The organism is Rugamonas sp. GW822-FHT03B10 (assembly GCF_058801745.1).
Genome location: NZ_JBXANP010000001.1, coordinates 542910 through 567669 on the forward strand (window position 1 = coordinate 542910; position 24760 = coordinate 567669).

26 protein-coding genes are annotated in these 24760 nt (G+C 68.7%); 11 read left to right on the top strand and 15 right to left on the bottom strand.

Annotated elements, in window-relative coordinates; genetic code table 11:
• The first annotated feature begins 63 nt into the window (after window positions 1-63).
• Both AC1RQG_RS02490 and yjjJ read left to right on the top strand, forming a co-directional pair.
• Entirely contained in the window at window positions 64-843 is a 780-nt protein-coding gene (locus tag AC1RQG_RS02490; RefSeq protein WP_493127940.1) for an enoyl-CoA hydratase, read from the top strand.
• A gap of 150 nt (window positions 844-993) precedes the next feature.
• Entirely contained in the window at window positions 994-2340 is a 1347-nt protein-coding gene (gene yjjJ / locus AC1RQG_RS02495; protein WP_493127942.1) for a type II toxin-antitoxin system HipA family toxin YjjJ, read from the top strand.
• A 6-nt stretch (window positions 2341-2346) separates the two neighbouring features.
• Here the strand turns inward: yjjJ and AC1RQG_RS02500 are convergent, their stop codons facing one another.
• Window positions 2347-3705: a 3-oxoacyl-ACP reductase gene (locus tag AC1RQG_RS02500; RefSeq protein ID WP_493127944.1), complete on the bottom strand. Its 1359-nt coding sequence runs from the start codon at window positions 3703-3705 to the stop codon at window positions 2347-2349.
• An 84-nt stretch (window positions 3706-3789) separates the two neighbouring features.
• Window positions 3790-4515, bottom strand: coding sequence for an ArsR/SmtB family transcription factor (locus AC1RQG_RS02505; protein WP_493127946.1), 726 nt, complete (start codon window positions 4513-4515; stop codon window positions 3790-3792).
• Window positions 4516-4589: 74 nt separating this feature from the next.
• Here AC1RQG_RS02505 and AC1RQG_RS02510 point away from each other — a divergent pair, with 74 nt between their 5' ends.
• The 3 genes from AC1RQG_RS02510 (at window position 4590) to AC1RQG_RS02520 (ending at window position 7556) form a co-directional block, all read left to right on the top strand.
• Complete coding sequence (locus tag AC1RQG_RS02510) at window positions 4590-4937, top strand: NIPSNAP family protein (protein ID WP_493127948.1); 348 nt, start codon at window positions 4590-4592, stop codon at window positions 4935-4937.
• Window positions 4918-5262: an antibiotic biosynthesis monooxygenase family protein gene (locus AC1RQG_RS02515; protein WP_493127950.1), complete on the top strand. Its 345-nt coding sequence runs from the start codon at window positions 4918-4920 to the stop codon at window positions 5260-5262. Before AC1RQG_RS02510 ends, AC1RQG_RS02515 begins: the two co-directional genes overlap by 20 nt.
• A 128-nt stretch (window positions 5263-5390) precedes the next feature.
• Window positions 5391-7556 (top strand): TonB-dependent receptor, encoded by a 2166-nt coding sequence (locus AC1RQG_RS02520; RefSeq protein WP_493127952.1) that lies wholly within the window; start codon window positions 5391-5393, stop codon window positions 7554-7556.
• A 3-nt stretch (window positions 7557-7559) separates the two neighbouring features.
• On the opposite strand, the gene AC1RQG_RS02525 is transcribed toward AC1RQG_RS02520, so the two are convergent.
• From AC1RQG_RS02525 to hisC, 7 genes are all read right to left on the bottom strand, one after another.
• Window positions 7560-7952: a DUF6916 family protein gene (locus tag AC1RQG_RS02525; protein WP_493127954.1), complete on the bottom strand. Its 393-nt coding sequence runs from the start codon at window positions 7950-7952 to the stop codon at window positions 7560-7562.
• A gap of 11 nt (window positions 7953-7963) precedes the next feature.
• Window positions 7964-8485, bottom strand: a complete 522-nt coding sequence (locus AC1RQG_RS02530; RefSeq protein WP_493127956.1) for a GNAT family N-acetyltransferase — start codon at window positions 8483-8485, stop codon at window positions 7964-7966.
• Between the two features lie 6 nt (window positions 8486-8491).
• Complete coding sequence (locus AC1RQG_RS02535) at window positions 8492-9016, bottom strand: phage tail protein (RefSeq protein ID WP_493127958.1); 525 nt, start codon at window positions 9014-9016, stop codon at window positions 8492-8494.
• 10 nt (window positions 9017-9026) lie between these two features.
• A complete protein-coding gene (locus AC1RQG_RS02540) occupies window positions 9027-9566 on the bottom strand; it encodes a phage tail protein (RefSeq protein WP_493127961.1) in 540 nt (179 codons plus the stop codon).
• Between the two features lie 24 nt (window positions 9567-9590).
• On the bottom strand, window positions 9591-10091 hold the full coding sequence (locus AC1RQG_RS02545; protein WP_493127963.1) for a phage tail protein: 501 nt from the start codon (window positions 10089-10091) through the stop codon (window positions 9591-9593).
• A gap of 98 nt (window positions 10092-10189) precedes the next feature.
• Complete coding sequence (locus AC1RQG_RS02550; RefSeq protein ID WP_493127965.1) at window positions 10190-10792, bottom strand: PEP-CTERM sorting domain-containing protein; 603 nt, start codon at window positions 10790-10792, stop codon at window positions 10190-10192.
• Window positions 10793-11065: 273 nt separating this feature from the next.
• Entirely contained in the window at window positions 11066-12124 is a 1059-nt protein-coding gene (gene hisC, locus AC1RQG_RS02555) for a histidinol-phosphate transaminase (RefSeq protein ID WP_493127967.1), read from the bottom strand.
• A gap of 150 nt (window positions 12125-12274) precedes the next feature.
• Here hisC and AC1RQG_RS02560 point away from each other — a divergent pair, with 150 nt between their 5' ends.
• Window positions 12275-13486: a M48 family metalloprotease gene (locus AC1RQG_RS02560; RefSeq protein ID WP_493127969.1), complete on the top strand. Its 1212-nt coding sequence runs from the start codon at window positions 12275-12277 to the stop codon at window positions 13484-13486.
• A gap of 28 nt (window positions 13487-13514) precedes the next feature.
• On the opposite strand, the gene AC1RQG_RS02565 is transcribed toward AC1RQG_RS02560, so the two are convergent.
• Entirely contained in the window at window positions 13515-14516 is a 1002-nt protein-coding gene (locus tag AC1RQG_RS02565) for a zinc-dependent alcohol dehydrogenase family protein (RefSeq protein WP_493127971.1), read from the bottom strand.
• Window positions 14517-14666: 150 nt separating this feature from the next.
• Here AC1RQG_RS02565 and AC1RQG_RS02570 point away from each other — a divergent pair, with 150 nt between their 5' ends.
• On the top strand, window positions 14667-15554 hold the full coding sequence (locus AC1RQG_RS02570; RefSeq protein WP_493127973.1) for a LysR family transcriptional regulator: 888 nt from the start codon (window positions 14667-14669) through the stop codon (window positions 15552-15554).
• Window positions 15555-15590: 36 nt separating this feature from the next.
• Here AC1RQG_RS02570 and AC1RQG_RS02575 read toward each other — a convergent pair whose 3' ends face one another.
• The gene (locus tag AC1RQG_RS02575; protein ID WP_493127975.1) at window positions 15591-15953 is read right to left on the bottom strand and encodes a translation initiation factor Sui1; all 363 of its coding nucleotides are present in this window, start codon (window positions 15951-15953) and stop codon (window positions 15591-15593) included.
• 79 nt (window positions 15954-16032) lie between these two features.
• Window positions 16033-16818 carry a response regulator gene (locus tag AC1RQG_RS02580; RefSeq protein WP_493127977.1) on the bottom strand — a complete coding sequence of 262 codons (786 nt, stop codon included), beginning with the start codon at window positions 16816-16818 and terminating at the stop codon, window positions 16033-16035.
• 272 nt (window positions 16819-17090) lie between these two features.
• Here AC1RQG_RS02580 and AC1RQG_RS02585 point away from each other — a divergent pair, with 272 nt between their 5' ends.
• The gene (locus AC1RQG_RS02585) at window positions 17091-17582 is read left to right on the top strand and encodes a winged helix-turn-helix transcriptional regulator (protein ID WP_493127979.1); all 492 of its coding nucleotides are present in this window, start codon (window positions 17091-17093) and stop codon (window positions 17580-17582) included.
• A 22-nt stretch (window positions 17583-17604) separates the two neighbouring features.
• Here AC1RQG_RS02585 and AC1RQG_RS02590 read toward each other — a convergent pair whose 3' ends face one another.
• Genes AC1RQG_RS02590 through AC1RQG_RS02600 form a run of 3 tightly spaced genes read right to left on the bottom strand, consistent with a single transcriptional unit; the run spans window position 17605 to window position 19415 of the window.
• Window positions 17605-18537, bottom strand: a complete 933-nt coding sequence (locus AC1RQG_RS02590; protein WP_493127981.1) for an anti-sigma factor family protein — start codon at window positions 18535-18537, stop codon at window positions 17605-17607.
• A complete protein-coding gene (locus AC1RQG_RS02595; RefSeq protein WP_493127983.1) occupies window positions 18534-19040 on the bottom strand; it encodes an RNA polymerase sigma factor in 507 nt (168 codons plus the stop codon). Before AC1RQG_RS02595 ends, AC1RQG_RS02590 begins: the two co-directional genes overlap by 4 nt.
• A gap of 6 nt (window positions 19041-19046) precedes the next feature.
• Window positions 19047-19415, bottom strand: coding sequence for a COG4315 family predicted lipoprotein (locus AC1RQG_RS02600; RefSeq protein ID WP_493127985.1), 369 nt, complete (start codon window positions 19413-19415; stop codon window positions 19047-19049).
• 162 nt (window positions 19416-19577) lie between these two features.
• Between AC1RQG_RS02600 and AC1RQG_RS02605 the strand changes: the two genes are divergently transcribed.
• From AC1RQG_RS02605 to AC1RQG_RS02615, 3 genes are all read left to right on the top strand, one after another.
• Window positions 19578-20534, top strand: coding sequence for an AEC family transporter (locus AC1RQG_RS02605; protein WP_493127987.1), 957 nt, complete (start codon window positions 19578-19580; stop codon window positions 20532-20534).
• A gap of 223 nt (window positions 20535-20757) precedes the next feature.
• Entirely contained in the window at window positions 20758-23595 is a 2838-nt protein-coding gene (locus AC1RQG_RS02610) for a diguanylate cyclase (protein WP_493127989.1), read from the top strand.
• A 203-nt stretch (window positions 23596-23798) separates the two neighbouring features.
• Window positions 23799-24659, top strand: coding sequence for an amino acid ABC transporter substrate-binding protein (locus AC1RQG_RS02615; RefSeq protein WP_493127991.1), 861 nt, complete (start codon window positions 23799-23801; stop codon window positions 24657-24659).
• Window positions 24660-24760: the final 101 nt, after the last annotated feature.

The window sequence follows — 24760 nt, forward strand, 5'->3', positions numbered from 1 at the left end:
AACTAGATGCATCAAGGGCGCTGCGGATTTTCCCCGGCGCCCTTTCCTCATTGTGGAGACGACATGGAAATTTTGAGCAGCAAGGCCGACGGCATTCTTACCATTGAATTCAACCGCCCCGAGCGCAAGAACGCGATCACCAGCGCGATGTACCAGAGCATGGCCGACGCCATCAACGACGGCGAGCGCGATGCTACCGTGCGCGCCATCCTGATCACCGGTAAGCCCGAGATCTTCACGGCAGGCAACGACCTGGAAGACTTCCTGAAAAGCGCGCGCAGCACCGATGGCGTGGCGCTGGAAGACCGCGCCGTGTTCCGCTTCATGCTGGCGCTGAGCGGCGCCACCAAGCCCGTGGTGGCGGCCGTGGCCGGCGCCGCCGTCGGCATCGGCACCACGCTGCTGATGCACTGCGACCTCGTGTACGCGGCCGACAACGCCAAGTTCTCGATGCCGTTCTCGCAGCTGGGCCTGTGCCCCGAGTTCGCGTCCAGCCTGTTGCTGACGCAGCTGGCCGGCTACCCGCGCGCGGCCGAGAAGCTGATGCTGGGCGAGGCGTTCCCGGCGCAGGAGGCGCTGGAGATGGGCCTGGTGTCGAAGGTGCTGCCGGTGGCCGAGCTGCCCGCGTTCGCGCGCGCGCAGGCGGCCAAGCTGGTAGCCCTGCCGGCCAGTTCCGTGCGCGCCACCAAGCAGTTGATGAAGGCTTCCCGCAACGCCGCCATCACGCAGACCATGACCGCCGAGAACAAACTGTTCGGCGCCATGCTGGAAGCGCCGGAGGCGAAGGAAGCGTTCACCGCCTTCTTCGAGAAGCGCAAACCGGATTTCTCGAAGTTCGCTTGAGTGTGACCGGGGCCGGCGCGCCGGCCCTTTACATCGCATCGTCATTGATTGTGCGAAAATCTATTCAAGTATCTATTCAAGAAACCATGCAAAAGCGGTGGGTTTACCTATAGAATATCCAATTGAGAATCTATTCACGGTTGGATATTTATGCCCACTCAGGAGCAACAACTGGCGGCGCTTCGCAGGCTGTTGCAACGGCCTGGGGACAGCGCCGCGATCATCGCGGCGCTGGGCGTAGCCCAACCCACAGTGTCGCGACTGCTGCGCAAGCTTCCCGGGGTGATTCCCTTCGGCGCGGCGCGCGCCCGCAAGTACGCGCTGGCGCGTCCGGTGCCCGGCGTTGATCAACCTGTTCCCGTCGCCGAGATATCCACTGATGGTGAACTTCGTGCCATCGGTTCATTGCATGCATTGCAGGGCGGCTGGTACGGCTTTACGTGGCTAGACAGCCATGCGTACCGGCTTTACCAGGGCTTGCCATTCTTCTTGTCCGACCTGCGTCCCCAAGGATTCCTGGGCAGGGCGGAGCCGCTCCGGCACGCCGATCTGGAGTTGCCGAAGGACGTCTTGCAATGGAGTGCCGAGCATTTCTTGAAATATGTCTGCCGGCGGGGAGAGAATGCGCCGGGTAATCTCGTTCTCGGCAATGAAGCGCAAGCGAGGTACTTGCTGGAGCGGCGCGACTGGCGAGACGCGGTCATCGCGGACGGTGACCGCATGACCCGCTACCCGCAACTCGCGCAGGCAGCGATGCGTGGTGATCCGCCTGGTTCGTCGGCGGGCGGCGAGCAGCCCAAGTTCACGGGCGTCATCGGGCGTGACGCGGACATCAACGAACACGTCATCGTCAAATTCTCTCCTCCCGTCGATAGCGCGAACGGCAGGCGGTGGGCTGATTTGCTGATCTGCGAGCACCTTGCCTTGAATGTACTCGCCGCTAACGGCATCGCGGCGTCAACCACCACAATTCTGGCATCCGAAGGGCGGGTGTTTCTGGAGGTAGTGCGTTTTGATCGACAGGGCATGTTCGGACGCTCGCCCATGGTGACATTCTCCGCACTGGATGGCGACTTGGGCATGGCCGATCAAAGCTGGAGCGCGGTTGCGCAAACTTTGCACGCCCAAAACCAGTTGCCTGCGGAGGATGTGAGCATGGTCGAGATTCTCGATCTGTACGGCGCGTTGATCGGCAACGAGGACAAGCACCACGGCAATATTGCCGTGTCCTGGACCTTCGATGAGCGCTTCCGGCTGCTGCCTTGCTACGACATGCTGCCCATGCTCTATCGCCCGAATACGCACGGCGAAATCGTGCATCGGGATTGGAGCATCGCGTCGACGAAAAAACTTCAGCTGGTCCATTTGCCATTGTGCTTCCGCATGGCGCAGGAATTCTGGAATCGGGTGCTGGCCGATCCGCGCATTTCCCCCGGCTTCAAGGAATTGGCCACCCGGCACGCTGCGGCGATCGAGGTGCTCAATCCCAGGAACTAATGCCGGTCAAGCCCCGATCAAGCCCTGCCCGCACACCCGCACCGTATTGCCCGTGATGCCGCAGGCGCCCGGCGTGGCGAGGAAGGTGATCAGCTCGGCCACGTCGCGCGGCAGGCCGGCCTGCTTCAGTGAGTTCAGGCGGCGGCCCAGTTCCCGTGGCAGGAACGGCATCTGGTCCGTCATGGCGGTCTGGATGAAGCCGGGCGCCACGGCGTTGATGCAGATGCCGTGCGGCGCCAGCAGCGGCGCCTGCGCCGCCACGTAGCCGATCAGCGCGGCCTTGCTGGTGGCGTAGTTGGTCTGGCCGAAGTTGCCGGCCACGCCGCTGACGGACGACAGGCAGACGATGCGCCCGCCGTCGCGGAGGATGCGCCGTTCCAGCAGCTGCGCGTCGATGGCCATCACGGCCGCCAGGTTGATCTGCATGACCTGGTCCCAGTGCTGCGGCGCCATGTTGGCCAGGGTCTTGTCGCGCGTGATGCCGGCGTTGTGGACGATGATGTCCACGCCGCCGAATCGCTCGGACAGGAAGCTGGTCAGTTGTTCGGGCGCCGTGGCCGATGCGATATCCATCGTCAGCGCCACACCGCCGAACGTGGCGCACACACGCCCCAATTCTTCCGCCGCCGCCGGCACGTCCAGCGCCACCACGGTGGCCCCTTCCTGCGCCAGCCGTTCGGCCGTGGCGCGGCCGATGCCACGGGCCGCGCCCGTCACCAGTGCCACCTTGCCGGCCAGCGCCTGGCTGAACGGCGTCGCCGCTGGCGCCGCCGCCTGCGCCGTCAGGTGCAGCACCTGGCCCGTCACATAGGTCGACGGCACGCCACAGAAGAAGCGCAACGGGCCGTCCAGCCGGTCCAGCGCGGCGCGCGCCACATACAGCTGGTTGACGGTGATCCCTTTCGGCCCCAGTTCCTTGGCCAGGCTGCGCACAAACCCTTCCATGCCGCGACTGATGGCGGCGGCGGCCGGCGTGCCGCATTCGACCGGGCTGGCCGCCACCAGCAGCACGCGGCCGTTGCGGGCGATGCGCCGCATGATGGGATGGAACGCGTCGTACAGCGCACGGGCATCGGCCGGTGTGGCGCAGCCGGTGGCATCCATCACCACCAGTTCCGGACGCAAAGCGCCCTCCGGCGGCAGCAGGTCGACGACGCTGGCGCCGGCCTGCTCCAGACCGCGCCGCAGGGCGTCGGCCGCGTAGCCGCCGGGGCTGTGGCACAGCAACGCATGTTTGCCTTCAAACGGCCGCGCCACGTAGCCGCCGTCGGCGCGCGCCAGCACGACCGGGTGGGGCAAACCGAGCGCCTTGACCAGCGGCGAGGTGAGGGGATTGCGGTGCAACTTCATCAGCATATCTGCCATACATGACCCATGTTTGTTCGTCAGCGACGCCATGATAGCGCCGGGGCGATAGACGCCGGACTCTATTTATTCCGTGGCGGGCGTCTACGGCGCGAACGTGGCCATGTCCTGCGGTGCCGCTGCCGCTGCCGCCGCCAGCCAGCGATGCAGCGCTTGTTCGCCGGCCGCGGTGAAGGTGATGACGCGCGATTCCTTTTCCCGCCGGGCCCAGCCCAGCGCTTCGAAGCGCATCAGCATGGCGCTGGCGAGCGAACCGGCGAGGTGGTGGCGTCGTTCGCTCCAATCAAGACAAGTGCGGCACAGGGTCCGCCGTTTGTTGGCGCTTAGCGCCGCCGTATCGATGCCCAAGGCGCCCATACAGCGATGGCCCGCCGGCGTCAGTTGCATGCCATTGGCGCCGACAGTGAAGGCGCCGGAAGCCAGCAGCTGATCGTAGACGAGCACCCCCATCTCGCCGGCAAGATGGTCGTAACACGCGCGCGCCTTGCGCAGCGCGGGCTCGCGCGGGCTGGAGCGCGTGCGCACGGCGCCGGTGCGGAACGCCACATTCATCAGCGATTCGAGCAACTGGGCGACGTCATGATCGGCGAGGCGGAAGTAGCGATGCCGGCCCTGCGCTTCCACGCTCAGCAGGCCGGCATCGACCAGCTTGGCCAGGTGGCTGCTGATGGTCTGCCTGGTCACGCCGGCCTTTTCCGCCAGCTCGGTGGCGGTGAGCGCCATGCCGGACATGAGCGCGGTCAATACCTCCGTGCGCGCCTGGTCGCCGATCAGCGCGGCGATGCCGATGATGTTAGGTCCGTCTTTCATGCTTCGATCTTAGTCGAAGCAATACGCACCTACAAGCTCGTATAGTGACCGCTCTACACAGCCGCGAGGACATCATGACCATCACCTGCTTTATCCGCTATCAGATCGATCCGTTCCAACGCGAGGAATTCCGGGCCTACGCCGAGAACTGGGGCCGCATCATTCCCCGTTGCGGCGGCAATCTGATCGGCTACTTCCTGCCGCACGAAGGCAGCAACGACGTGGCCTGGGGCTTGATCGCCTTCGACAGCCTGGCCGCGTACGAGGCTTACCGCGCGCGCTTGAAAACCGACGAGGAAGGGCGCGCCAACTTCATGCTGGCGCAGGAAAAGCGCTTCATCCTGCGCGAGGAACGCAGTTTCCTTGAAGTGGTGGAAGGCACGTTGCACAAGGAGGCCTGCGATGATCGCCGTGATCTTTGAGGTCGTGCCGCACGCGTCGCACATGCAGGACTATCTGGACGGGGCGGCGCTGTTGCGGCCGCATCTTGAACAGATGGATGGCTTCATCTCGGTCGAGCGTTTCGAAAGCTTGTCCCGGCCGGGGAAGATCCTGTCGCTGTCGTTCTGGCGCGACGAGGCGGCGGTGCGCGGCTGGCGCGATGTCGAGGCGCACCGCGCACTGCAAGCCCGGGGGCGCGCGCAGCTGTTCGCGCACTACCGGCTGCGGGTGGCGGATGTGGTGCGGGATTACGGCCTCGACGAGCGCGGCGAGGCGCCCGCCGATTCGCGCGCGCGGCACGGATAGGGCGTAACGCCGGGCGCCGCCCGGCCCGATGCGATGGCACCTTGACGCCGGGCTGGCATTAAAGCTTGCTCATCGTTAAAATTTGAATGATAATGCGATTCATTCTCATTTAGATTAAGGAAGCAATCATGTCGCGCCGCGCTCCCGCCGCTCCCGTTGTTCTCGCCGCCCAGCCCCGCCTGTCCACCATCGCCCACGCCGCCCGGCTGGCGGCCGGCGCCGCGTGCGCGTCCATGTTGCTGGCCCATGGCGCCGCCCGCGCCGACGACGACATGCCGATGCAGCAGATCACGATCACGGGCACGGCGGAATCGGGCTACGGCGCCAGCCACAGCACCACGGCCACCAAGACCGACACGGCCCTGCGCGACACGCCGCAAGCCATCACGGTGGTGACCAGGGAACTGATCCGCGACCAGGCCATGCAATCGATGGCCGACGTGATCCGCTACGTGCCCGGCGTGGTGCCGGCGCAGGGCGAGGGCAACCGCGACACGGCCGTGTTCCGTGGCAACAGCTCGACCGGCGACTTCTTCATCGACGGCATGCGCGACGACGTGCAGTACTACCGCGACTTCTACAACATCGAGAGCGTCGAGGCGCTGAAAGGGTCGAACGCGATGATCTTCGGTCGCGGCGGTTCGGGTGGCGTGATCAACCGCGTCAGCAAGCAGCCCGAGTGGAACAACGTGCGCGAAGCGTCGCTCACGCTCGGTTCCTGGGCCAACCGCCGCCTGACGGCCGACGTCGGCCAGGTGGTCAACGACAACGTGGCCGTGCGCGTGAACGGCCTGTACGAAAAGTCGGGCAGCTTCCGCGACGGCGTGACCGTCGAGCGCTCCGGCATCAACCCGACGGTGGCCATCCGCGCCGGCGCCAACACCAACGTGGTGCTGGGCTACGAGCACTTCGACGACGACCGCACGGCCGACCGCGGCATCCCGTCCTACCAGGGCAAGCCGTTCGACACCGATCCTTCCACCTTCTTCGGCAATGCGAAGCTGAGCCGCGCCAAGGCCAGCATGGACGCCTTCTCGGCCGTGATCGAGCATGACCTCGGCCACGGCGCCCTGCTGCGCAACCGCACCCGTTACGCCAGCTACGACAAGTTCTACCAGAACGCCTTCTCCGGCGCCGTCAACGCGGCCGGCACCAGCGTCGACATCAAGGCCTACAACAACGCCACCGAGCGCAGCAACCTGTTCAACCAGACCGACTTCACATTCGACGTGCGCACCGGCGCGCTGCTGCACAAGCTGGCCACGGGCGTGGAGCTGGGCCGCCAGGTGACGGACAACTACCGCAACACCGGCTACTTCCCGAGCGTGGGCGCGAACGCCACCAGCATCAGCGTGCCGACCGCCGATCCCGTCATGACGGCGCCGATCACCTTCAGGCAATCGGCCACGGACGCCGACAACCACGGCACCTCCACCGTCGCCTCGGTGTACGTGCAGGACCAGGTGCAGCTGTCGCCGCAATGGCAAGCCATCGCCGGCCTGCGCTACGACCGCTTCAAGGTGGACTTCCTGAACCACCGTAGCAACACGGCCATCACCGTGACCGACACCCCCGTCTCGCCGCGCGCGGGGCTGGTGTACAAGCCGGTGGAAGCGGTGGCTATCTACGGCAGCTACAGCCTGGCCTACCTGCCGCGCGCGGGCGACCAGTTGGCGTCGCTCACGCCGACCAACGCGGCCTTCGACCCCGAGCAGTTCAAGAACCTGGAAGTGGGCGTGAAGTGGGATGTGCTGCCCAAGCTGGCGGCCACGCTGGCCATCTACCGGCTCGACCGCAAGAACGTGGTGGTGGCCGATCCCGCCGACGCCACCAGGTCGGTGCTGGTGGACGGCCAGCGCAGCAAGGGCGTGGAGCTGGGCCTGAGCGGCAATGTGTGGAAGAACTGGAGTGTGATGGGCGGCTATGCCTACCAGGACGCGAAGCTGACGGCCGACGTGGCCAGGACCGGCCCGTTCGCCGGCGCCGTGCTGGCGCAGGTGCCCAAGCACAGCGCCTCGCTGTGGAACCGCTACGACTTCAGCGACGCGCTGGGCGCCGCCGTGGGCATCGTGTACCGCGGCAGCATCTTCCCGTCCACGGCCAACAACGTCACGCTGCCCGGCTTCACCCGCTTCGACGGCGCGCTGTACTACACCGTCAACCGCAACCTGCAGCTGCAGGTCAACGTCGAGAACCTGTTCGACAAGAAGTACTACGCGGCGGCCAACAGCAACGACAACATCTCGCCCGGTTCGCCGCGCGCCGTCAAGCTGGGTTTGAACGCGAAGTTCTGAGCGTCACACCAGCAGGTTGAAGTCGGCGCGGTAGGTGGCGCCTTGCGCGTCCGCACCGGCCGCTTCCAGGTACATGGGCACCTGGCCGATGGCCGCGTGCTCGACCGTGTAGGTGCCGCTGGGCAGGGTGGCGCCGGCGCCGTGGAAGGTCAGGCGGAACTGCTCGTGGTTGGCGGCCGACGGTTGCTGCTTGACCGCCACCAGTTCCATGGCCACGCCGCGCTGGCTGGCGTACACGTTGAAGGTCTGGTTGACCAGGCGCGCGAAGCTGGCCGCGCGCAGGGCCGTGGCCGATGCCGGGGCCGGGGTGGCCAGGGCCGCCAAGGGGGCCGCGTGGGCGGCGCCGGCCGTGCCGAACAGGCCGCCCGTGGCCAGGATGAAGGTACGCCGTTCCATAGTGTTGTCCTTTACGAAGTGTGGGTGGTGGCGCGCTGCACGGCGGCGGCGGCCTCCTGCTGCGCCGCCTGCCATTCCATGGCGCGGTGCATGCCGCGCAGGTCGACCGGCATGAAGCCGAGGCGCTGGTATAAGTGGATGGCCGGATTGTCCATCGCCACCAGCAGCCGCACCGGCAGCGCCGTCGCGGCGCCCTCGTCCTGCAGCCCGCGCAGCAGCGCCGCGCCGATGCCGTGGCAGCGGTATTCGGGCAGCAGGCAGATGTCGATCAGGCGGATCTCCTCGGTGCCGCGCGCCACGTACAGGCGGCCCACCGGCACCCCGTCGGCCAGGATCAGGTTGACGTCGGCCTGCGGATACTGGGCGCGGTACCAGCTCTGCTGGGCCTCGAACTGCATGCGCACGATCAGCTGGCGCGTCGTCTCCGAATCGAGCTGGGCCAGGTCGGCGCGCGTGCTGGCGTACAGCTCCAGCAGGAACGGCAGGTCGGCCTCGGCGGGCGGGCGCAGGGTGATGGCGTGGTCGATGTCCATGGTCGCTTAGCCGCGCGGCGGGAAGATGCCCTGCAGCGCGATGATGAAGTTGATGGTCAGGTAGGGCTGCATGTTGTTGTGCGGGGTGCCGCCGCCGGCGTTGCCGATCACGCCCGGCGCCATCGGCTGCAGCGCGACCGGGTCGTGGTAGGGCGGGGTGGGGCAGGTGGTCTTGGCCAGCATGCCGCCATTGGCCGCGCCGCTGGCGGCCGGCGCGCCCGAGGCCTGCGGCGCGTGGTTGTGGGCCGGCAGTTCCGCCGTGCTCAGCGTGTGGTTCGCCTCGCCGTCCATCTCGCCCAGCAGGCGCTCGGTCAGACCCGGGCCCGGACCCTGGCCCGCGTGCAGCGGCACGCGCTGCTGCAGGTTGGGCAGGGCGAAGGTGCTCCTGCCGTCGCCGCCGTAGGTGGTGCCCAGCAGCGAAAACAGGGCCGTGTTCTGGGCGATGGGCATCAGCTGGCCATTGCACATGGCCCAGCCGGTGGGCGGGAAATTGCCGGCGAACATGCGTATCTCGGCGACGAATGGATCCATGACGAACTCCTCAGCTTTGGCTCGGGAAGATGCCGAACAGCGAAATGATGAAATTGACGCCCAGGTAGGGCGCCATGTTGTTGTGCGGCTGGTTGCCGCCGCTGGCCGTCACGGCGCCCGTGAACATGGGGGCCGGCATGCCGGGGGCCACGTACAGCTTGGGCTTGGCGCCGGGCGAGGCCGGCACGTAGGGCACGCCCCCCGTCACGTTGACGCCGGTGCCGGTGGCGGTCGGCGCGGCAACGCTGGCGCCCACCATGTGGTTGTGGGGCGGCACCTGGCTGTTCATCAGCGTCACCGTTTCGGTGCCGCCCTGCTGGCCCAGCACGTAGAAGTTGCCGCCCAGGTTGCCCTGGTGCACGGGCACCCGGCCGCGCATGTCGGGCAGCGCGAACGTGGACTGGCCGTCGCCGCCGTAGGTGGTGCCGATCAGCGCGAACAGCGCATCGTTCTCGGCGATGGACAGGATGGCGCCGTCGCAAAAAGCCCACCCCTGGGGCGCGAAGTTGCCGCCGAACATGCGGATTTCTCCGACAAATGGATCAGCCATGAATACTCTCCTGGGTAGTGCCGCTCAATTGCGCGACGGGTAGATGCCCTGCAGCGCGATGATGAAATTGGTGACGCTGTACGGTTGCATATTGCTGTGCGGCTGGCCGCCGCCGGCCTGGCTCAGCGTACTCGGGTGCAGCGCGGCCGAGCCGTCGGCCGGGTGGTAGACGTTGAGCGCGCCCGCCTCGACCGAACCGAGCACGCGGCCGGTGGGATCGGCCGCGTGGCTGACGGCCGTGGACGCCAGCATGGCGTGGCTGTGGGCCGGCATTTCATTCTGCGTCAGCGTGTGCTGGGCCTCGCCGCCGCGGTCGCCGATGAGGGGGCCGTGGATGGGCATGCGGCCGCGCAGGTCGGGCAGCCCGAAGGTGACGCGGCCGTCGCCGCCGAAGTTGGTGCCCAGCAGGCTGAACAGCGCCTGGTTCTGGTTGATCGACAGCAACTGGCCGTTGCAGAAGGCCCAGCCGCGCGGCGCGAAGCCGAAGCTGGTCATTTTAATTTCGCCGAGAAAGGGTTCCGACATTGCGCGCTCCTCGTGGATGGCGGCGCCGCGCGGCTAGCGCCGGCACGGACCGTTGATAAATGGGGGAAAGCGGGGCCGCGCCGGGGCGCGTACCGGGCTCAGAACGGTGGCGAACGGCGGAAGCGGCGCGCCGCCATCAGCACCAGGCCGCCCATCAGCATGAGGGCGGTGGCCGGTTCGGGCACGGCCGACATCACCAGCGACACGTTGTCGAGCTGGTTGTAGTCGTAGTGGTTGCTGTCGCCAAATTGCAGCAGCGTGTGGGCGCCGCTGGCCGTCAGGTCGGTCACCGTGTAGTGGGTCCAGTCGCCGCTGGTGTTGGTCTGGTGGAACACCGTGTTGCCGCCGAACGTGACCAGCACTTCGTTGCTCAAACTCTGGCCCTGGCCGCCGTCCGCGGTGTTGATGCGCTGCAGGTCGAAATCGAGCGTGTATTTGGCGCCGGCCACGGTGGCGATGTCCTGGCCCAGGTAGCCGAGGCCGGGATAGGCGCCGTCGGCGAACACCGTGTTGGCGGAGTTGGACAGCGGCGAGCCGCTCCAGTCGCCGGTGAAATACTGGGCCGAGGTGTCGCCCGACAGCAGCCACATGCTGGTGTCGGCGTCTTCGAAGTCGCCGTTGACGACGAGATTGCTGGCCAGCGCGGCGGGCGCGGCCAGGATGAACGCCAGGCTGGCGAGGGCGGAGCGGACGGTGGGCATAGCGGCACTTTCTATCGTAAAAAAGGTGCGATGACAGGGCCCCGGACCGGCGCCGCCGCGCGTGGGCGCGGGCGACGACGGGGCCGGAATTGTCTGGAGGCACCGATCATACCGCCATTCCGTTATCAATTACATATTTCTTGTTGTCAACGTGGTATTTCTAGAACAATTGCAAAATTGCATTTGACAATTGGCATCGGAGTTGTGATTAGTTTCACACAGGCACGTCCGCCGCCCCGTCTCTGGCAGCGGGGCGGCGGCCGGGACTGGCCGTCAGGCCGTCAGGCCGGTCAGCGCGGCCACCAGGCGCGCGCATTCGTCGTCGGTGCCGATGGAGATGCGCAGGAACTGGTCGATGCGCGGCTGGCGGAAGTGGCGCACCAGGATGCCCTGCGCGCGCAGACCGGCCGCCAGTTGCGCGCCGTCATGGCCGGGATGGCGGGCGAACACGAAGTTGGCGGACGAGGGCAGCACCTCGAAGCCGAGCGCGGCCAGTTGCGCGGTCAGGCGGGCGCGGGTGGCCATGATGGCGTCGCGGGTCTGCGCGAACCAGGCGCCGTCCTCCAGCGCGGCCACGGCGCCGGCCTGGGCCACCTGGCCCAGCGGATAGCAGTTGAAGCTGTTCTTGACCCGCTCCAGGCCGGCGATCAGGTCCGGATGGCCGGCCGCGAAGCCGACCCGCAGGCCGGCCAGCGAGCGCGACTTGGAGAAGGTCTGCACCACCAGCAGGTTGTCGTAACGGTCGAGCAGGGCGATGGCGCTGTCGGCGCCGAAATCGACATAGGCCTCGTCGATCACCACCACCTGGTCGCGGTGGGCGGCCAGCAGACGTTCGATCTGGTCCAGGCCCAGCGCGCGGCCGGTGGGGGCGTTGGGATTGGCCAGGATGATGGCGCCGCATGGCTGGGCGTAATCGTCGACGTCGATCTCGAAGCGCGCGTTGAGGGGCACGGCGCGGTGCTCGATCCCGTACAGGCTGCAGTAGGTGGGGTAGAAGCTGTAGCTGATGTCCGGGCTCAGCAGCGGCAATTCGTGCTTGAGCAGGGCGTGGAAGGTGTGGGCCAGCACCTCGTCGGAGCTGTTGCCGACGAAAATCTGCTCGCGCGCCAGGCCGTGGTGGCGGGCCAGCGCGTCCTTGAGCGCGGTGCCGTTGGGGTCGGGATACAGGCGCAGCTGGTCGCCCGCGGCCTGTTGCATCGCGGCCACGGCCTTGGGCGAGGGACCGTACGGGTTTTCGTTGGTGTTGAGCTTGACGAGGTTGGGCAACTTGACCTGTTCGCCGGGCGTGTAGGGGGTGAGACTGTGGACGACGGGACTCCAGAAACGGCTCATGATGGATTTGGATAGGTTGGAAGGGCGGATAACAGCAAAATCATACAGCATCGTCGCTGTTCCATCGCGACAGGGAAGTTAGCAAAAACAGTTGTCTTTTTCCTAAATAATCAATTAAAATACCATACGGAAACTTTTTGACGCCCCGCTATGGAACTGATTTACAAGAACGAACGCACACTGTTCGGCTGGATGCTGGCCATCTCCCTGCTGATCTGGCTGGTGCTCATCGTCGGCACGGTGGGCATGGCGCTGGTGTACCTGCTGCTGTTCTTCGTCGCCTACTGTTTCGCGCAGTCGGCCCTGATCTCCTACCTGAAGGGCACGGCCGTCAAGATCACGTGGCAGCAGTTCCCGGACCTGAAGGAGCGCATCGAGCAGTGCTGCCAGCGGCTGGGCCTGGAACAAGTGCCCGATGCCTACCTGCTGCAGATGGGTGGCGTGTTCAACGCCTTCGCCACCCGCTTCCTCGGCACCAATTTCATCGTGCTGTATTCGGACGTGGTCGACGCGCTGGAGGCCAAGCCCGACGCGATCAACTTCTACATCGGCCATGAGCTCGGCCATATCAAGCGCAACCACCTGCGCTGGTCGGCGCTGCTGATGCCGGCCTCGCTGGTCCCGCTGCTGGGCGCGGCCTACGCGCGGGCGCGCGAGTACACGTGCGACCGCCACGGCTTCCACGCCTGCGACGACCTCAAGAGCGCCCAGCTGGGCCTGGCCGCGCTGGCGGCCGGCGGCAAGCGCTGGCGCCAGATCAACGTGGCCCATTACTCGGCCCAGGCCGAGGAGACGTCGGGCTTCTGGATGTCGTTCCACGAGCTGGTCAGCGACTATCCATGGCTGGTCAAGCGCATGGCCGTGATGCGCGGGCTGGCGCACGGTACCGAGGTCAGGCAGCCGGGCCGCAGCGGCCTGGCCTATGCGCTGGCCCTGTTCGTGCCGCGCCTGGGCGTGGGCGGCGCCGGTTCGGTGCTGGCCGTGTTCGCCATCGCGGGCATGCTGGCGGCGGTGGCCATCCCGGCCTACCACGACTACACGGCCAGGGCCCGGCTGGCCGAGGCGGCCGGGGTCGGGCGCGAGGCCGCCGCCGCCGTCGAGCGCTATTTCTACGCCAACGGCAGCGGCCCGGCCACGCTGGAGCAGGCCGGCTTCGCGCTGGTCGATCCCAACCACGCCGTGCAGGACGTGAAGGTCGATCCGGGCAACGGCGTGGTGCGCGTGTTCCCTGCCGATCCATCGCTGCGCGGCAAGGCGATCGCCTTCACCCCCAGCATCAACGACAACCGCAAGGTGGCCTGGCGGTGCGGCAGCGACGACATCGCCGCCACGCTGTTGCCGCCCGACTGCCGCCGCAACTGAGCGGCGGCCGCCGGCGCGGCCGGCGCGCTCAGGCCAGCGTCACCACCAGCTTGCCCTGCGCCGTGCCGGCCGCGGCGGCGGCGTGGGCTTGGTTGACCGTCTCCAGCGTGAAGTGGGCCGGATCCAGCTTGGCCTTGACCTTGCCGGCCTCGATCAAGCGGGTGGCCGCGCGCAGGATCGCGCCATGGTGGGCGCGGCCCCGGCCCGACAACAGCGGCAGCAGCGTGAACACGCCCGAATAGCTGGCCGCCCGGAACGACAGCGGCGCCAGCGCGTGCGTGCCCCAGCCCAGGCAGCTGACCACGTGGCCGTGGTACGCGCGCACGGCGGCGAACGCGGCGTCCAGCGTGGCGCCGCCGACCGTGTCGTAGATCACGTCGAAGCCGATGCCGTCCGTGTGGCGGGCCACGTATTGCTCGACCGGCTCGGCGCGGTAGTCGATGGCCGTCGCGCCGTAGCCCTCGATGGCCGTGCGCTGGCCGGCGCTGCCGGTGGCGAACACGTGCGCGCCGTGGGCCAGCGCGATCTGCACCGCGATGTGGCCGACGCCGCCGGCGCCGCCATGCACCAGCACGCTCTGGCCGGCGGCCAGGCCGGCGCGGTCGACCAGGCCTTCCCAGGCCGTGATGAAGATCAGCGGCAGCGCGGCCGCCTCGCGCATGGTGAGGTTGCGCGGCTTGATGGCCAGCAGGTCGGCGTCGACGGCCGCGTATTCGGCCAGCGAACCCTGGATGCCGCCGACGCCGCCCGTCATGCCATACACTTCATCGCCGGGCTTGAAGCCGCTCACGCCGTCGCCGACGGCGACCACCACGCCGGCCAGGTCGATGCCGAGCACGGCCGGCGGCACGGTGCGCGCGTGGGCCGCCTGGCCGGCCGCGATCTTGAGGTCGAGCGGATTGATGCCGCTGGCCTTGACCTGCACCAGCACCTGGCCGGGGCCGGCTTCGGGGCGGGCGATGCGCTCCAGCACCAGGGGAGCGCCATAGGTGCGCAGGACGGCCGCTTGCATGAGGGGGACGGTGGACATGATGGTTTCCTTTTCTGTGGTTGAGAACCGCGCCGGGCGGAGCGATGAGGCCAGTGTAGGCGGCGGCGCGCGGCGGAAAAACGGGGCGCGGCGCGTTACTGTGTTGCGAAACCGTGGATAATCGTCGGCACGACGGGATGAGGAGAGGGCATGGACAGGCTGGAGGCGCTCAGGGTGTTTTGCGCGGTGGTGGAGGCGGGCGCGTTCGCGCGGGCGGCGCAGCGGCTCGGGGTGTCGACCTCGTCCGTCACCAACCAGGTGGCGGCGCTGGAGGGGCACTTCCAGGTCCGGTTGCTGAACCGCACCACGCGCAGCATGTCGCTGACCGACGAGGGCCGGCGCTGCTACGAGCAGGCGCTGCTGCTGGTGGACGGCATGGGCGAGCTGGAGGGCAGCCTGCGCGAATCGGCGCAGCGGCCGGGCGGCACGCTGCGGGTCGACCTGCCCGGCATCCTCGGGCGCCTGTACCTGGCGCCGGCGCTGCCGCGCTTCCTGGCGGCGTACCCGGAGATCGCGCTCAGGGTGACGGCGTCCGACCGCCTGATCGACATGGTCGAGGAGGGTGTGGACGTGCTGCTCAGGATAGGCAAGCCGCAGGACACCGGGCTGGTGGCCCGCACGGTGGGCCGCACCGAGTACGTGACGTGCGCGGCGCCCGAGTTCCTGCGCCGCCACGGCACGCCGGCCACGCCGGACGACCTGCCGCGTTACGACTGCCTCAATTTCCTCTACCCGAAGTCGCGCCAGGTGCGGCCGTGGCAGTTCCAGCGCGACGGCGCCGTGTTCCACAGCACGCCGGCCGGCCGGCTGGCGATGGACCATGTGGACACGCTGATCGCGGCCGGCGTGGCCGGGGCCGGCATCATCCAGCACCTGTCGGTGTCGCTGCGCGAGCCGCTGCGCAGCGGCGCGCTGGTGCCGCTGCTGGCGCCGTGGCAGGCGCCGGGGCCCGACATCGTCGCCATCTTCCCGCCGCGCCATCTGCGCGCGGCCAAGGTCAAGGCGTTCGTGGAGTTCGCCGCGCAGCTGTTCGCGTGAGCGGCCATGGCGGCCGGACCGCCGCGCGTGGCGCGGTCAGCCGCCGGTCCGCTTGGGCTGGTGGCCGAGTTTGTGCAGCGTGGCCATGACCAGTTCGCAATGGTCGCCCTGGATCTCGATCACGCCATCCTTGACGGTGCCGCCGCTGCCGCAGGCCGTGCGCAGCTGCTTGCCGAGCGCGGCGAGGGCGGCGGCGTCCAGCGCCACGCCCTTGACCACGGTGACGCACTTGCCGCCCCGGCCCTTGGTCTGGCGCGCCACGCGCACCACGCCGTCGCCCAGCGGGGCGGCCATGGCGCCGGCCTTGCAGGTGCAGGCGGCCACTGGTTGGCGGCAATCGGGACACATGCGGCCGCTGTCGGTCGAGTAGACCAGGCCGCTGGTGGAACGGGATTTCATGTTGAGCTCGGATCGATGGTGTCGGTGCCCGGACGACGGCGTCGTCCCGGCGGGGCAAGACCGGCAGTATAGCCGCGCTTCAGGCGTCCGGCGTCTTTTTCGCCTGCGCGGCCTGGCGGGCCTGGCGATAGGCGCTGGGCGTGACGCCGTTGCGCTCGCGGAAGGCGGTGGCGAAATTGCCGGCGCTGTTGAAGCCAATCAGCAACGCTATGTCCTGGACATCCATGTCGGACTCGCTCAGCAGCTGTTCGCCGCGGCGCAGCCGCTGTTCGCGGATGTGGGCGAACACGGTCATGCCGGTCTGGGCGCGGAACGCCTGCGACAGCTTTTCGCGGTAGGTGCCCACGGCGCGCGCGATCTCGGCCAGGCCCGGCACGTCGGCCAGGTTGTCGGCGATCAGGCGCTTGGCGGCCGCCACCAGCACGGCGTCGGGATCGGACGGCGGCGCCGGCGCGGCGCTGGCCGGTTCGGGCGCGGCGGGCGGCGGATGGTTGCGGCGGGCCAGGTTCAGGTGGACCTGGATGCGCGCGGCCAGCTCGCCCGGCGAGAACGGTTTGGACACGTAGTCGACGCCGCCGATCGACAGCCCCATGATGCGTTCCTCGTCGGCGCCCGCGCCGCTGAGGAAGATGACGGGGATGTTGTGGGTGGCCGGGTTGGCCTTGAGCAGGCGGCACGCCGTGTAGCCATCCATGTTGGGCATGCGCACGTCCAGCAGGATCAGGTCGGGCTGGTTGGCCAGGGCCAGCTGGTAGCCCTGCAGGCCGTTGAAGGCGACCGAGATCCGGTAGGGCTGCTCGCTGAGCAAGTCCATCAGCATGCGCTGCTCGAACGCGGAGTCATCCACGACGAGTATGTTGCGCATGGGCGGGGCGCTGGTCGGTTGCATGGGTGGTGGTCAGGTACCTGTCGGATAAGTAGCCAATTTATAAATCGCCGCGCTGGCCACGCGCAGTGACTAGCATTTGGTGTTGCTTATTATGCCTATCTTTCCAAAATTTTTAATAGTTTTCTCCGCCCGCAAACATGCCGTCGCTTGCAGCAAAAGCATGATTTTCGCGGAAGGCCAATAATGGAATGGCGGCGCGCCTGCGCCCAGTCACTCTCACCTGGACTGAAACTGCTACGGAGTCAATTATGAAACATACTGATTTTGGCCGCATGCCTTGCCCCATCGCCCGCAGCCTGGGCAAGGTGGGCGAGTGGTGGAGCATTCTGATCCTGCGCGACGCGTTCTATGGCATGACGCGCTTCGACGAGTTTGAGAAGAGCCTGAAGATCGCCCCCAACATGCTGACGCGCCGCCTGGCCGGGCTGGTCGAGGGCGGCCTGATGGAGCGGCGCCAGTACAGCACCCGTCCGCCCCGCTACGAGTACGTGCTGACCAAGGCCGGGCGCGACTTCAAGCCCGTGCTGCTGGCCTTCATCGCCTGGGGCAACGACCATCTGGCGCCGGAGGGGGCCAGCCTGCTGGTGGTGAGCCGCGAGACGGGCAAGCCGGCCGACCAGGTGCTGGTGGACGCCAACAGCGGCTTGGCCATCAACGACGAGGACTACATGTTCGCGCCCGGCCCGGCCGCCAGCGAGATGATGCGCTCGCGCCTGATCGAGGTGGGCAAGCACGCCTGAGTCCGCTTCAAGGGAGCCGCCCTCAGCCGGGCGGTTCCAGCTGGGCGTACACGGCGTCGGCCAGTTTGGCCAGCGCCGCGCGGTCCAGCGACCCGGACAGGGCGTAACCGTAGCGCCCGTCTATCCAGTAGAACACGCCGACCTGGCCTTCCTGCGCGAAGCGGAAGGCCGTGCTGCGGTTGTGGCGCTGTTCCGTCGACACATACAAGGTCAGGCGCCCGCCGCCGGCATTGTCATACATGAATTGCGCGACCGGGCCGCTCTGGCCCGGCAGCAGCCGTCCCCCGATCAGTTCGTAGCCGAGCGCGCCCAGTTGCGGCGGGTGCAGCGGCGCGCCGAGCCGCTTGGACAGCCACGCGACCAGGTGCTGTTGCTGGTCGGCGCCGACCTCCACCGGATGCCGCTGCTCGGGGCTGTAGACGGCGTGCGCCACGGCCGCGCTGCGGGCCAGCGCCTGGCCTTCGGCCGTGGCCGGCAGGTCGGCCGCCGCCAGCCGGGTGGCGGCCGGTGTGGACTGGCCGGGGGCCGGTGTGGCTTGGCCGGGCGATGGCGTGGCCGGGCCGGGTGCCGGCGTGGCGCGCGGCGCGGCCGCCAGCAGTGGCGGTGCCGCCGGGGTGTCCGGCCGCAGGTCGTGCAGCCACCAGCCGGCCGCGCCGCCGGCCAGCGTCAGGGCCAGCGTGGCCACGTGGCGCCACGGGCCGTTGGCGGCCACCAGCGCGCGCGCGGCGCGCCACAGCGGGCCGCGCGGCCGGGCCGCCAGCGCGGCCGGCACGGCCTCGTCGAGCACCGGGTTGTAGCGCGCGCGCAGGGCCGCGCTCTGCTGGCGGTAGGCCTGCAGGCGGGCCGCCTCGTCCGGATGCAGCGCCAGGTAGCCGTCCACGGCCGCGCGGCGGGCGGCCGGCAGGCAGCCATCGACCCAGGCTTGCAGTTCGGCTTCGACGACGGGTGCGCTCATTTGATCACTTTCAGCGTGGCGGGCACGGGCTGGCCCAGCATCAGCAGGCGCAGGCGTTCGCGCCCGCGCGACAGGCGCGACATCACCGTGCCCAGCGGGATGCCCAGCGTGGCCGCCGTCTCCTCGTAACTCAGTTCCTCGACCGCCACCAGCAGCAGCACGGCGCGCTGCTCGGGCGGCAGTTGCTGCAGGGCGGCGTCCATGTCGCGCACGGCCAGCCGGTCGGACGGCTGGGCCGGATCGGCCGGCTGCGGCGCGTCCTCGTCCAGCGGCACGGTGGGCGGGCCGGGCTGGCGCAGGCTGTCCACATGCAGGTTGTGCATGATGGCGAACAGCCAGGCCCGCATGTCGCTGCCGCGGCGCCACGTGGCGAGCCGGTCCCAGCCGCGCGCGACCGTGTCCTGCACCAGGTCGTCGGCCTCGGCGCGCTCGCCCAGCAGCGCCCGCGCGTAGCGGCGCAGGCGCGGGATGCAGGCCACCAGGCGGGCGCCGTCGTCGTGCATGGGCGCTTAGTCCTTCACCACGTGCCAGATGGTCTTGAAGTTGTCGCCGTTGCGCTGGCCCGGCGCGTCCTTGCCGTACACGTACAGCGGCTTGCCCTTGTAGGCCAGCTGCTTGGCGCCGTCGTCGCGGGTGACGATGGAATAGGGCGGGCTGACGCTGGCCGGGGCCGACACGGCCGGCCACAGCTCGGCGCACGGGCCGTTGCAGACGCTCTTGCCGCTGTCGGCCACGTCCTTGTCGAAGGTGTAGACGGTCATGCCGGTGGCGGTGACGAGCACGCCGTCCTTTTTCATCAGGACGTCGTTGGCCTGGGCGGCGCCGCACAGCAGCAGGGCGGCCACGGCGGCCACGGTGGAACGGGTGAGGGTGTGCATGATGGCTTCCTTGTTGTTGGTGAAGTGGGGGACTTGCACTGACGTATACGAAGCGGCGCCGGCCTTTATTCCGGTCCGGCGCAAATATATTGTAGCCGCCGCGCCGCGCCTTGCCGGTTCCGTTTGCGTGGCCGGCGGCGCCAGCGGCTACAATGGCTGGCCATGCTCGCCATCCTCTCCATCACCTTCCCCTTTTTCGCGCTGGTGCTGTGCGGCTACCTGGCCGCCCGGCGCGCCCTGCTGCCGCTGGCCGCCATCCCCGGCCTGAACGCCTTCGTGCTGTATTTCGCGCTGCCCTGCCTGCTGTTCCGCTTCGGCGCCGGCACCCCCATCGCCCGTCTGCTCGACGGCGGCGTGGCCGGGGTCTACCTGCTGGGCGCGCTGCTGATGGTGGGGCTGACCGTGGCCGTCACGCTGAGCCACCGCATCAGCTGGAACGACGCCGCCTTCGGCGCCCTGGTGGCGGCTTTCCCCAACACCGGCTTCATGGGCGTGCCGCTGCTGCTGGCGCTGCTGGGGCCGGCCTCGTCGGGGCCGGTGATCGTCACCATCGCCATCGACATGGTGGTCACCAGTTCGCTGTGCATCGCGCTGTCGCGCGTGGGCAGCGGCCACGGCCGCGACGCCCTGCGCAACGCCCTGCGCGGCATGCTGCGCAACCCGCTGCCGTGGGCCATCGCGCTGGGGGCGCTGGCCTCGGCCGCCGGCTGGACCCCGCCGGGGCCGCTGATGCGCACCGTGGGCCTGCTGGCCGACGCCGCCTCGCCCGTGGCCCTGTTCACCATGGGCGCCGTGCTGGCCCGCTCGCAGATGGGCAGCGCGGCCGCCACCCACTGGCGCGACTATGTGCCGGTCGCGTTCAAGAAGCTGCTGCTGCACCCGTTGCTGATGCTGGGCCTGGGCCTGGGCGCGCGCGCGCTCGGCGTGCCGCTCGAGCGGCAGGCGCTGGCCGCGATCGTGCTGGTGGCCTGCCTGCCCAGCGCCAGCAACGTGGCCATCCTGGCCGAGCGCTTCGGGGCCGACACGGGCCGCATCGCGCGCATCATCCTGGTCTCGACCGCGTTGTCGTTCCTGACATTCTCGGCCGCCGTGGCGCTCGCGCGCCAATGGCTGCAATAATTCTTAGAATAAATCTTCATTTCACCAGGGAATGAATTTCGCCTTGCGAATCAAGGGCTTGTGGCGTGGCCGCCATAGCGGGCGCGGCGCGGCGGCGGCGCGGCGGGCAAACTGTGGAATAATGCTGACGGACGCATACATGCGTTAAGGCAATAGCGCCGCGCCACCGGAACCCGGGGCGGGGCACAACAGGTTGACAGGCTGAGGAACGGAATCGGTGGACATGTTTGCGCTCGATCACGAGTTGGCGCAATGGGAGGCGGACTTGTCCGGCGCCCAGGGGGAGCTGCGGCTGACGCTGCTGATGCGGCTGGCCTGGCACACGCGCCAGCGCGACCCCGTGCGCGCGGCCGCCTGGTCGGCCGAGGCGGCCGTCGGCCTGCACCGGTTGTCCGACGCCGAACGGGCGCCGCTGGCGGCCCGGCTGCAATTGGTCGAAGCGGAAACGACCTGGCTGCGCGGCCAGCTGGACGGCGCCGAGCGCCTGGCGCGCGCCGCGCTGGCCACGCTGGAGCGGGCCGCCGACCACGCCGGCCAGGCCGACGCGCTGTGGCTGCTGGCCTGGATCGCCAACGACCGTGGCGGCTCGGTGCAAGCGCGCGCCTGCCTGACGCAGGCGGCCGCCGCCGCCCGCGCCGGCGGCGACGCCGTGCGGCTGGACGTGATCGAGGCGGCCACCGCCATCACGGCCGCCTTCGCGGACTGGCAAAGCGCCAGCGCCCGCTGGGCCAGCCGATTCGAGGAGGCGCTGGACGGCAAGCCGGTGGCCGCCGCCGGCTGGATCAGCGACTATTTCGGCACCTGCGCCTACCAGGCCTGCGACTTCGGGCGCGCCATCGGCCACCTGATGCGGGCCTACGAGGCCACGCTGGCCACCGGCCAGCTGCGGCGCGCCATCATCGTGGCCACCAACATCGGCAACGCCTTCACCAGCCTGAACGCGCACGAGGCGGCGCTCGAATGGATGCAGCGCGGCCTGGACCTGGCGCGCCCCACGGGCTGGCCGCTGAGCGTGGGCCTGTGCCTGATGCAGACCGGCGAGACGCTGCGCCACCTGGGCCAGCGCGAGGCGGCCCAGCACCTGCTGCGCGAGGCGCTGCACACGCTGGCGCCGCTGTCGGGCTCGCGCGCCTACGCGGTGGCGCTCGAATACCAGGGCGACCTGGCGCTGGACCTGGGCAACTACCCGGCCGCGCTGGAGAGCTTCAGCCGGCTGGCCGAGCGCGGCGACGCGCTGTGCCAGTCCGACTTCCAGAGCAGCGCCCGGCGCGGCCAGGCGCACGCGCTGTCGCAGCTGGGCCGGCCGGCCGACGCCGTGGCCGCCGCCGACGCCGCGCTGGCGCTGGCGCGCGAGCATGGCGACGCGGCCAACCAGATCGCCGCGCTCGACGTGCTGGCCCGCATCCACGCGCGCCACGCGCTGCCCGATCCGCAGCCGATGAACGCGCCCAACGCCGTGCTGCACTATCTGCAGCTGGCGCTGGGCATCGCCGCCACCATCGACGGCTACATCGTGCCCGGCGCCCTGCTCGACGCGGCCGCGCGCGAGTACGCGGCCACCGGCGACCATGCGCGCGCCTACGAGATCGCGTTGCAGGCCAGCGCCGCGCGCGAGCGCATCCACAACCAGCAGGCCACCAACCGCGCCATCGCCATGCAGGTGCAGTACCAGACCGAGCGGGCCCAGACCGAGGGCGAGCACCACCGCCAGCTGGCGGCGGCCGAGGCGCAACGGGCCGAGGTGCTGCAACAGACCAGCGCCACGCTCGAACACCTGAGCGCGATCGGCCAGGAGATCACGGCCCACCTGGACGCGGCGGCCGTGTTCGGGGCGCTCGACCGCCACGTGCACGGCCTGCTCGACGCCACCCACTTCTCCGTGTTCCTGCTGGGGCCGGACGGCGAGACGCTGAGCTGCGTGTTCGGCGTGGAGGCCGGCCAGCCGCTGCCGGCCATGCGCGTGCCGCTGTCCGAGCCGAACGCCAACTCGGCGCGCTGCGTGCGCGAGCGGCGCGAAATCCTGGTCGAGATCGACGACGCGCGCGCCACCCCCAACCTGATCCCCGGCACCCTGCCGACACTGAGCCTGCTGTTCGCGCCGCTGCGGGTGGGCGAGCGGGTGCTGGGCGTGATGACGGTGCAATCGCTGCAGGCGCACGCCTACGGCGAACGGGAACGGCTGATCTTCCGCACGCTGTGCGCGTATGGCGCCATCGCGCTCGACAACGCGGCCGCCTACCGCCAGGTGGCGGCCACGCTCAAGACCCTGAGCGCGACCCAGGAGCAGCTGCTGGAGAAGAACCTGGAGCTGGAGCGGGCCTACAAGGCGCTGGAGGATGTGAGCCTGACGGACCAGTTGACGGGCTTGCGCAACCGCCGCTTCTTCCTGCAGAACGTGGACGCCGACGTGGCCATGAGCCTGCGCGGCTACGACCAGCCGGCGCACCGCGCGCCCACCGAGTGCGAGCTGCTGGCGCCCAAGGACCTGGTGTTCTTCATGGTCGACCTCGACCACTTCAAGGAGGTCAACGACCAGTACGGCCACGCGGCCGGCGACGCGGTGCTGGTGCAGATGCAGGAGCGCCTGCGCGAAGTGTTCCGCGAGTCGGACTACCTGGTGCGCTGGGGCGGCGAGGAGTTCCTCGTGCTGGCGCGCGCCACCCACCGCGACGACGCGCGCGTGGTGGCCGAGCGCATGCGCCGCGCCGTGGCCGAGCGCGACTTCGAGCTGCCGGACGGCACGCGCCTGGCGCGCACCTGCTCGATCGGCTTCGCCTGCTATCCGTTCCTGCCGTCGCAACCGCGGCTGCTGCCGTGGCCGCAGGTGGTGGAGCTGGCCGACCAGGGCCTGTACATCGCCAAGCGTTCCGGGCGCAACGCCTGGGCCGCGCTGTACAGCACCGACGCCGCGCGCGCCGACGGCCTGTTCCCGCGTCTGATGCACAACCTCGACCGGGCCGTGGCCGAGGGCGAGGTGCGCCTGCTGAGCAACCTGGCCGGCCCGCTGGTGCTGGGCGGCGAACGGCGCCGCGTGGGGCTGTCGAGCGATCTGGAAACCTGAGCGGCCCGGCGGATTCCGATCTTTCATACGGCGCCGCGCCCGCTCGTCCAATGATTCGGACACGGGGTGCGCCGGTCCCGTCCAATACGTGAAAATCCCTTGTTAAAACAAGCGCTTGCCCGCTTTTCTTGTGCGCGCCGGCATTGGCATGCCGATTGCTATCTCCCTGTGTTCGACGTCACAACAACAACGGGAGATGGAATATGCGAAGCAATAAAGTAATGATGGCGGCTGCGCTGCTGGGCATGATGGCCGGCGCGGTGGCGGGCGAAGCTGGCGGGGCGCTCAAGCTGGCCAAGCCCGGCGCGATCACGATCGGCTACCGCGACGCGTCGCAGCCGTTCTCGTTCGCCGACGCCCACCACAAGCCGGCCGGCTACACCATCGACCTGTGCGGCGCCGTGGTCGAGGCCATCAAGAAGGAGCTGGGCCAGCCCGACCTGCAAGTGAACTATGTGCTGGCGTCGTCCAGCGACCGGATCGCGAAGGTGAAGGATGGCGCCGTCGATCTGGAGTGCGGTTCGACCTCGGTCACGCCGCAGCGCGCCGCCGAAGTGGCGTTCTCCACGCCGATTTTCTACTCCGATACCAAGGTCATGGTGCGTGCCGATGCCGGCATCCAGTCCGTCGCCGACCTGAAGGACAAGCGCGTGATCGTCAACCAGGGCGCGTCCGGCGCGCCACTGCTGGCCAAGGCGGATATTGAGCAGGGCTTGCACATCCAGTTCGTCAAGTCGCACGACAACGTGGAATCGTTCGGCGCGCTGCAGCAGAAGAAGGTCGACGCCTTCGTCCATGACGACGTGCAGCTGGCGCAGTTGGCGGCCACCGCCAGCAATCCGAAAGGCTTCGTGCTGCTGAAGGAATCGCTGGCGACCGACCCGATCGCCATCATGCTGCGCAAGGATAACAAACCGCTGCAACAGGTGGTGGACGCCACGCTGGCCAAGCTCAACGCCTCGGGCGAATTCACCAAAATCTACGCCAGGTGGTTCCTCACGCCGACCTTCAAATTCCCCATGAGCGAAAACCTGAAGCACGCGCTGAAGAACCCGGGCAAGTAACACCGGGCCGCGCGGGGCGGCGCACGCGGTCAGCAACGTTGTTAAAACAGTGATAGATTGTGTGCCGCCCCGGTCGATCTTTCTCCTTGCGCGGCCGGGCT

Coding starts and splice junctions, on each gene's coding strand:
- AC1RQG_RS02535 (WP_493127958.1), bottom strand. CDS start 9,016: ATGGATCCATTCGTCGCCGAGATACGCATGTTCGCCGGCAATTTCCCG.
- AC1RQG_RS02530 (WP_493127956.1), bottom strand. CDS start 8,485: ATGGACATCGACCACGCCATCACCCTGCGCCCGCCCGCCGAGGCCGAC.
- yjjJ (WP_493127942.1), top strand. CDS start 994: ATGCCCACTCAGGAGCAACAACTGGCGGCGCTTCGCAGGCTGTTGCAA.
- AC1RQG_RS02575 (WP_493127975.1), bottom strand. CDS start 15,953: ATGAAATCCCGTTCCACCAGCGGCCTGGTCTACTCGACCGACAGCGGC.
- AC1RQG_RS02605 (WP_493127987.1), top strand. CDS start 19,578: ATGCTCGCCATCCTCTCCATCACCTTCCCCTTTTTCGCGCTGGTGCTG.
- AC1RQG_RS02550 (WP_493127965.1), bottom strand. CDS start 10,792: ATGCCCACCGTCCGCTCCGCCCTCGCCAGCCTGGCGTTCATCCTGGCC.
- AC1RQG_RS02510 (WP_493127948.1), top strand. CDS start 4,590: ATGACCATCACCTGCTTTATCCGCTATCAGATCGATCCGTTCCAACGC.
- AC1RQG_RS02560 (WP_493127969.1), top strand. CDS start 12,275: ATGGAACTGATTTACAAGAACGAACGCACACTGTTCGGCTGGATGCTG.
- AC1RQG_RS02615 (WP_493127991.1), top strand. CDS start 23,799: ATGCGAAGCAATAAAGTAATGATGGCGGCTGCGCTGCTGGGCATGATG.
- AC1RQG_RS02505 (WP_493127946.1), bottom strand. CDS start 4,515: ATGAAAGACGGACCTAACATCATCGGCATCGCCGCGCTGATCGGCGAC.
- AC1RQG_RS02500 (WP_493127944.1), bottom strand. CDS start 3,705: ATGGCAGATATGCTGATGAAGTTGCACCGCAATCCCCTCACCTCGCCG.
- AC1RQG_RS02520 (WP_493127952.1), top strand. CDS start 5,391: ATGTCGCGCCGCGCTCCCGCCGCTCCCGTTGTTCTCGCCGCCCAGCCC.
- AC1RQG_RS02525 (WP_493127954.1), bottom strand. CDS start 7,952: ATGGAACGGCGTACCTTCATCCTGGCCACGGGCGGCCTGTTCGGCACG.
- hisC (WP_493127967.1), bottom strand. CDS start 12,124: ATGAGCCGTTTCTGGAGTCCCGTCGTCCACAGTCTCACCCCCTACACG.
- AC1RQG_RS02600 (WP_493127985.1), bottom strand. CDS start 19,415: ATGCACACCCTCACCCGTTCCACCGTGGCCGCCGTGGCCGCCCTGCTG.
- AC1RQG_RS02580 (WP_493127977.1), bottom strand. CDS start 16,818: ATGCGCAACATACTCGTCGTGGATGACTCCGCGTTCGAGCAGCGCATG.
- AC1RQG_RS02610 (WP_493127989.1), top strand. CDS start 20,758: ATGTTTGCGCTCGATCACGAGTTGGCGCAATGGGAGGCGGACTTGTCC.
- AC1RQG_RS02540 (WP_493127961.1), bottom strand. CDS start 9,566: ATGGCTGATCCATTTGTCGGAGAAATCCGCATGTTCGGCGGCAACTTC.
- AC1RQG_RS02595 (WP_493127983.1), bottom strand. CDS start 19,040: ATGCACGACGACGGCGCCCGCCTGGTGGCCTGCATCCCGCGCCTGCGC.
- AC1RQG_RS02570 (WP_493127973.1), top strand. CDS start 14,667: ATGGACAGGCTGGAGGCGCTCAGGGTGTTTTGCGCGGTGGTGGAGGCG.
- AC1RQG_RS02515 (WP_493127950.1), top strand. CDS start 4,918: ATGATCGCCGTGATCTTTGAGGTCGTGCCGCACGCGTCGCACATGCAG.
- AC1RQG_RS02585 (WP_493127979.1), top strand. CDS start 17,091: ATGAAACATACTGATTTTGGCCGCATGCCTTGCCCCATCGCCCGCAGC.
- AC1RQG_RS02490 (WP_493127940.1), top strand. CDS start 64: ATGGAAATTTTGAGCAGCAAGGCCGACGGCATTCTTACCATTGAATTC.
- AC1RQG_RS02565 (WP_493127971.1), bottom strand. CDS start 14,516: ATGTCCACCGTCCCCCTCATGCAAGCGGCCGTCCTGCGCACCTATGGC.
- AC1RQG_RS02590 (WP_493127981.1), bottom strand. CDS start 18,537: ATGAGCGCACCCGTCGTCGAAGCCGAACTGCAAGCCTGGGTCGATGGC.
- AC1RQG_RS02545 (WP_493127963.1), bottom strand. CDS start 10,091: ATGTCGGAACCCTTTCTCGGCGAAATTAAAATGACCAGCTTCGGCTTC.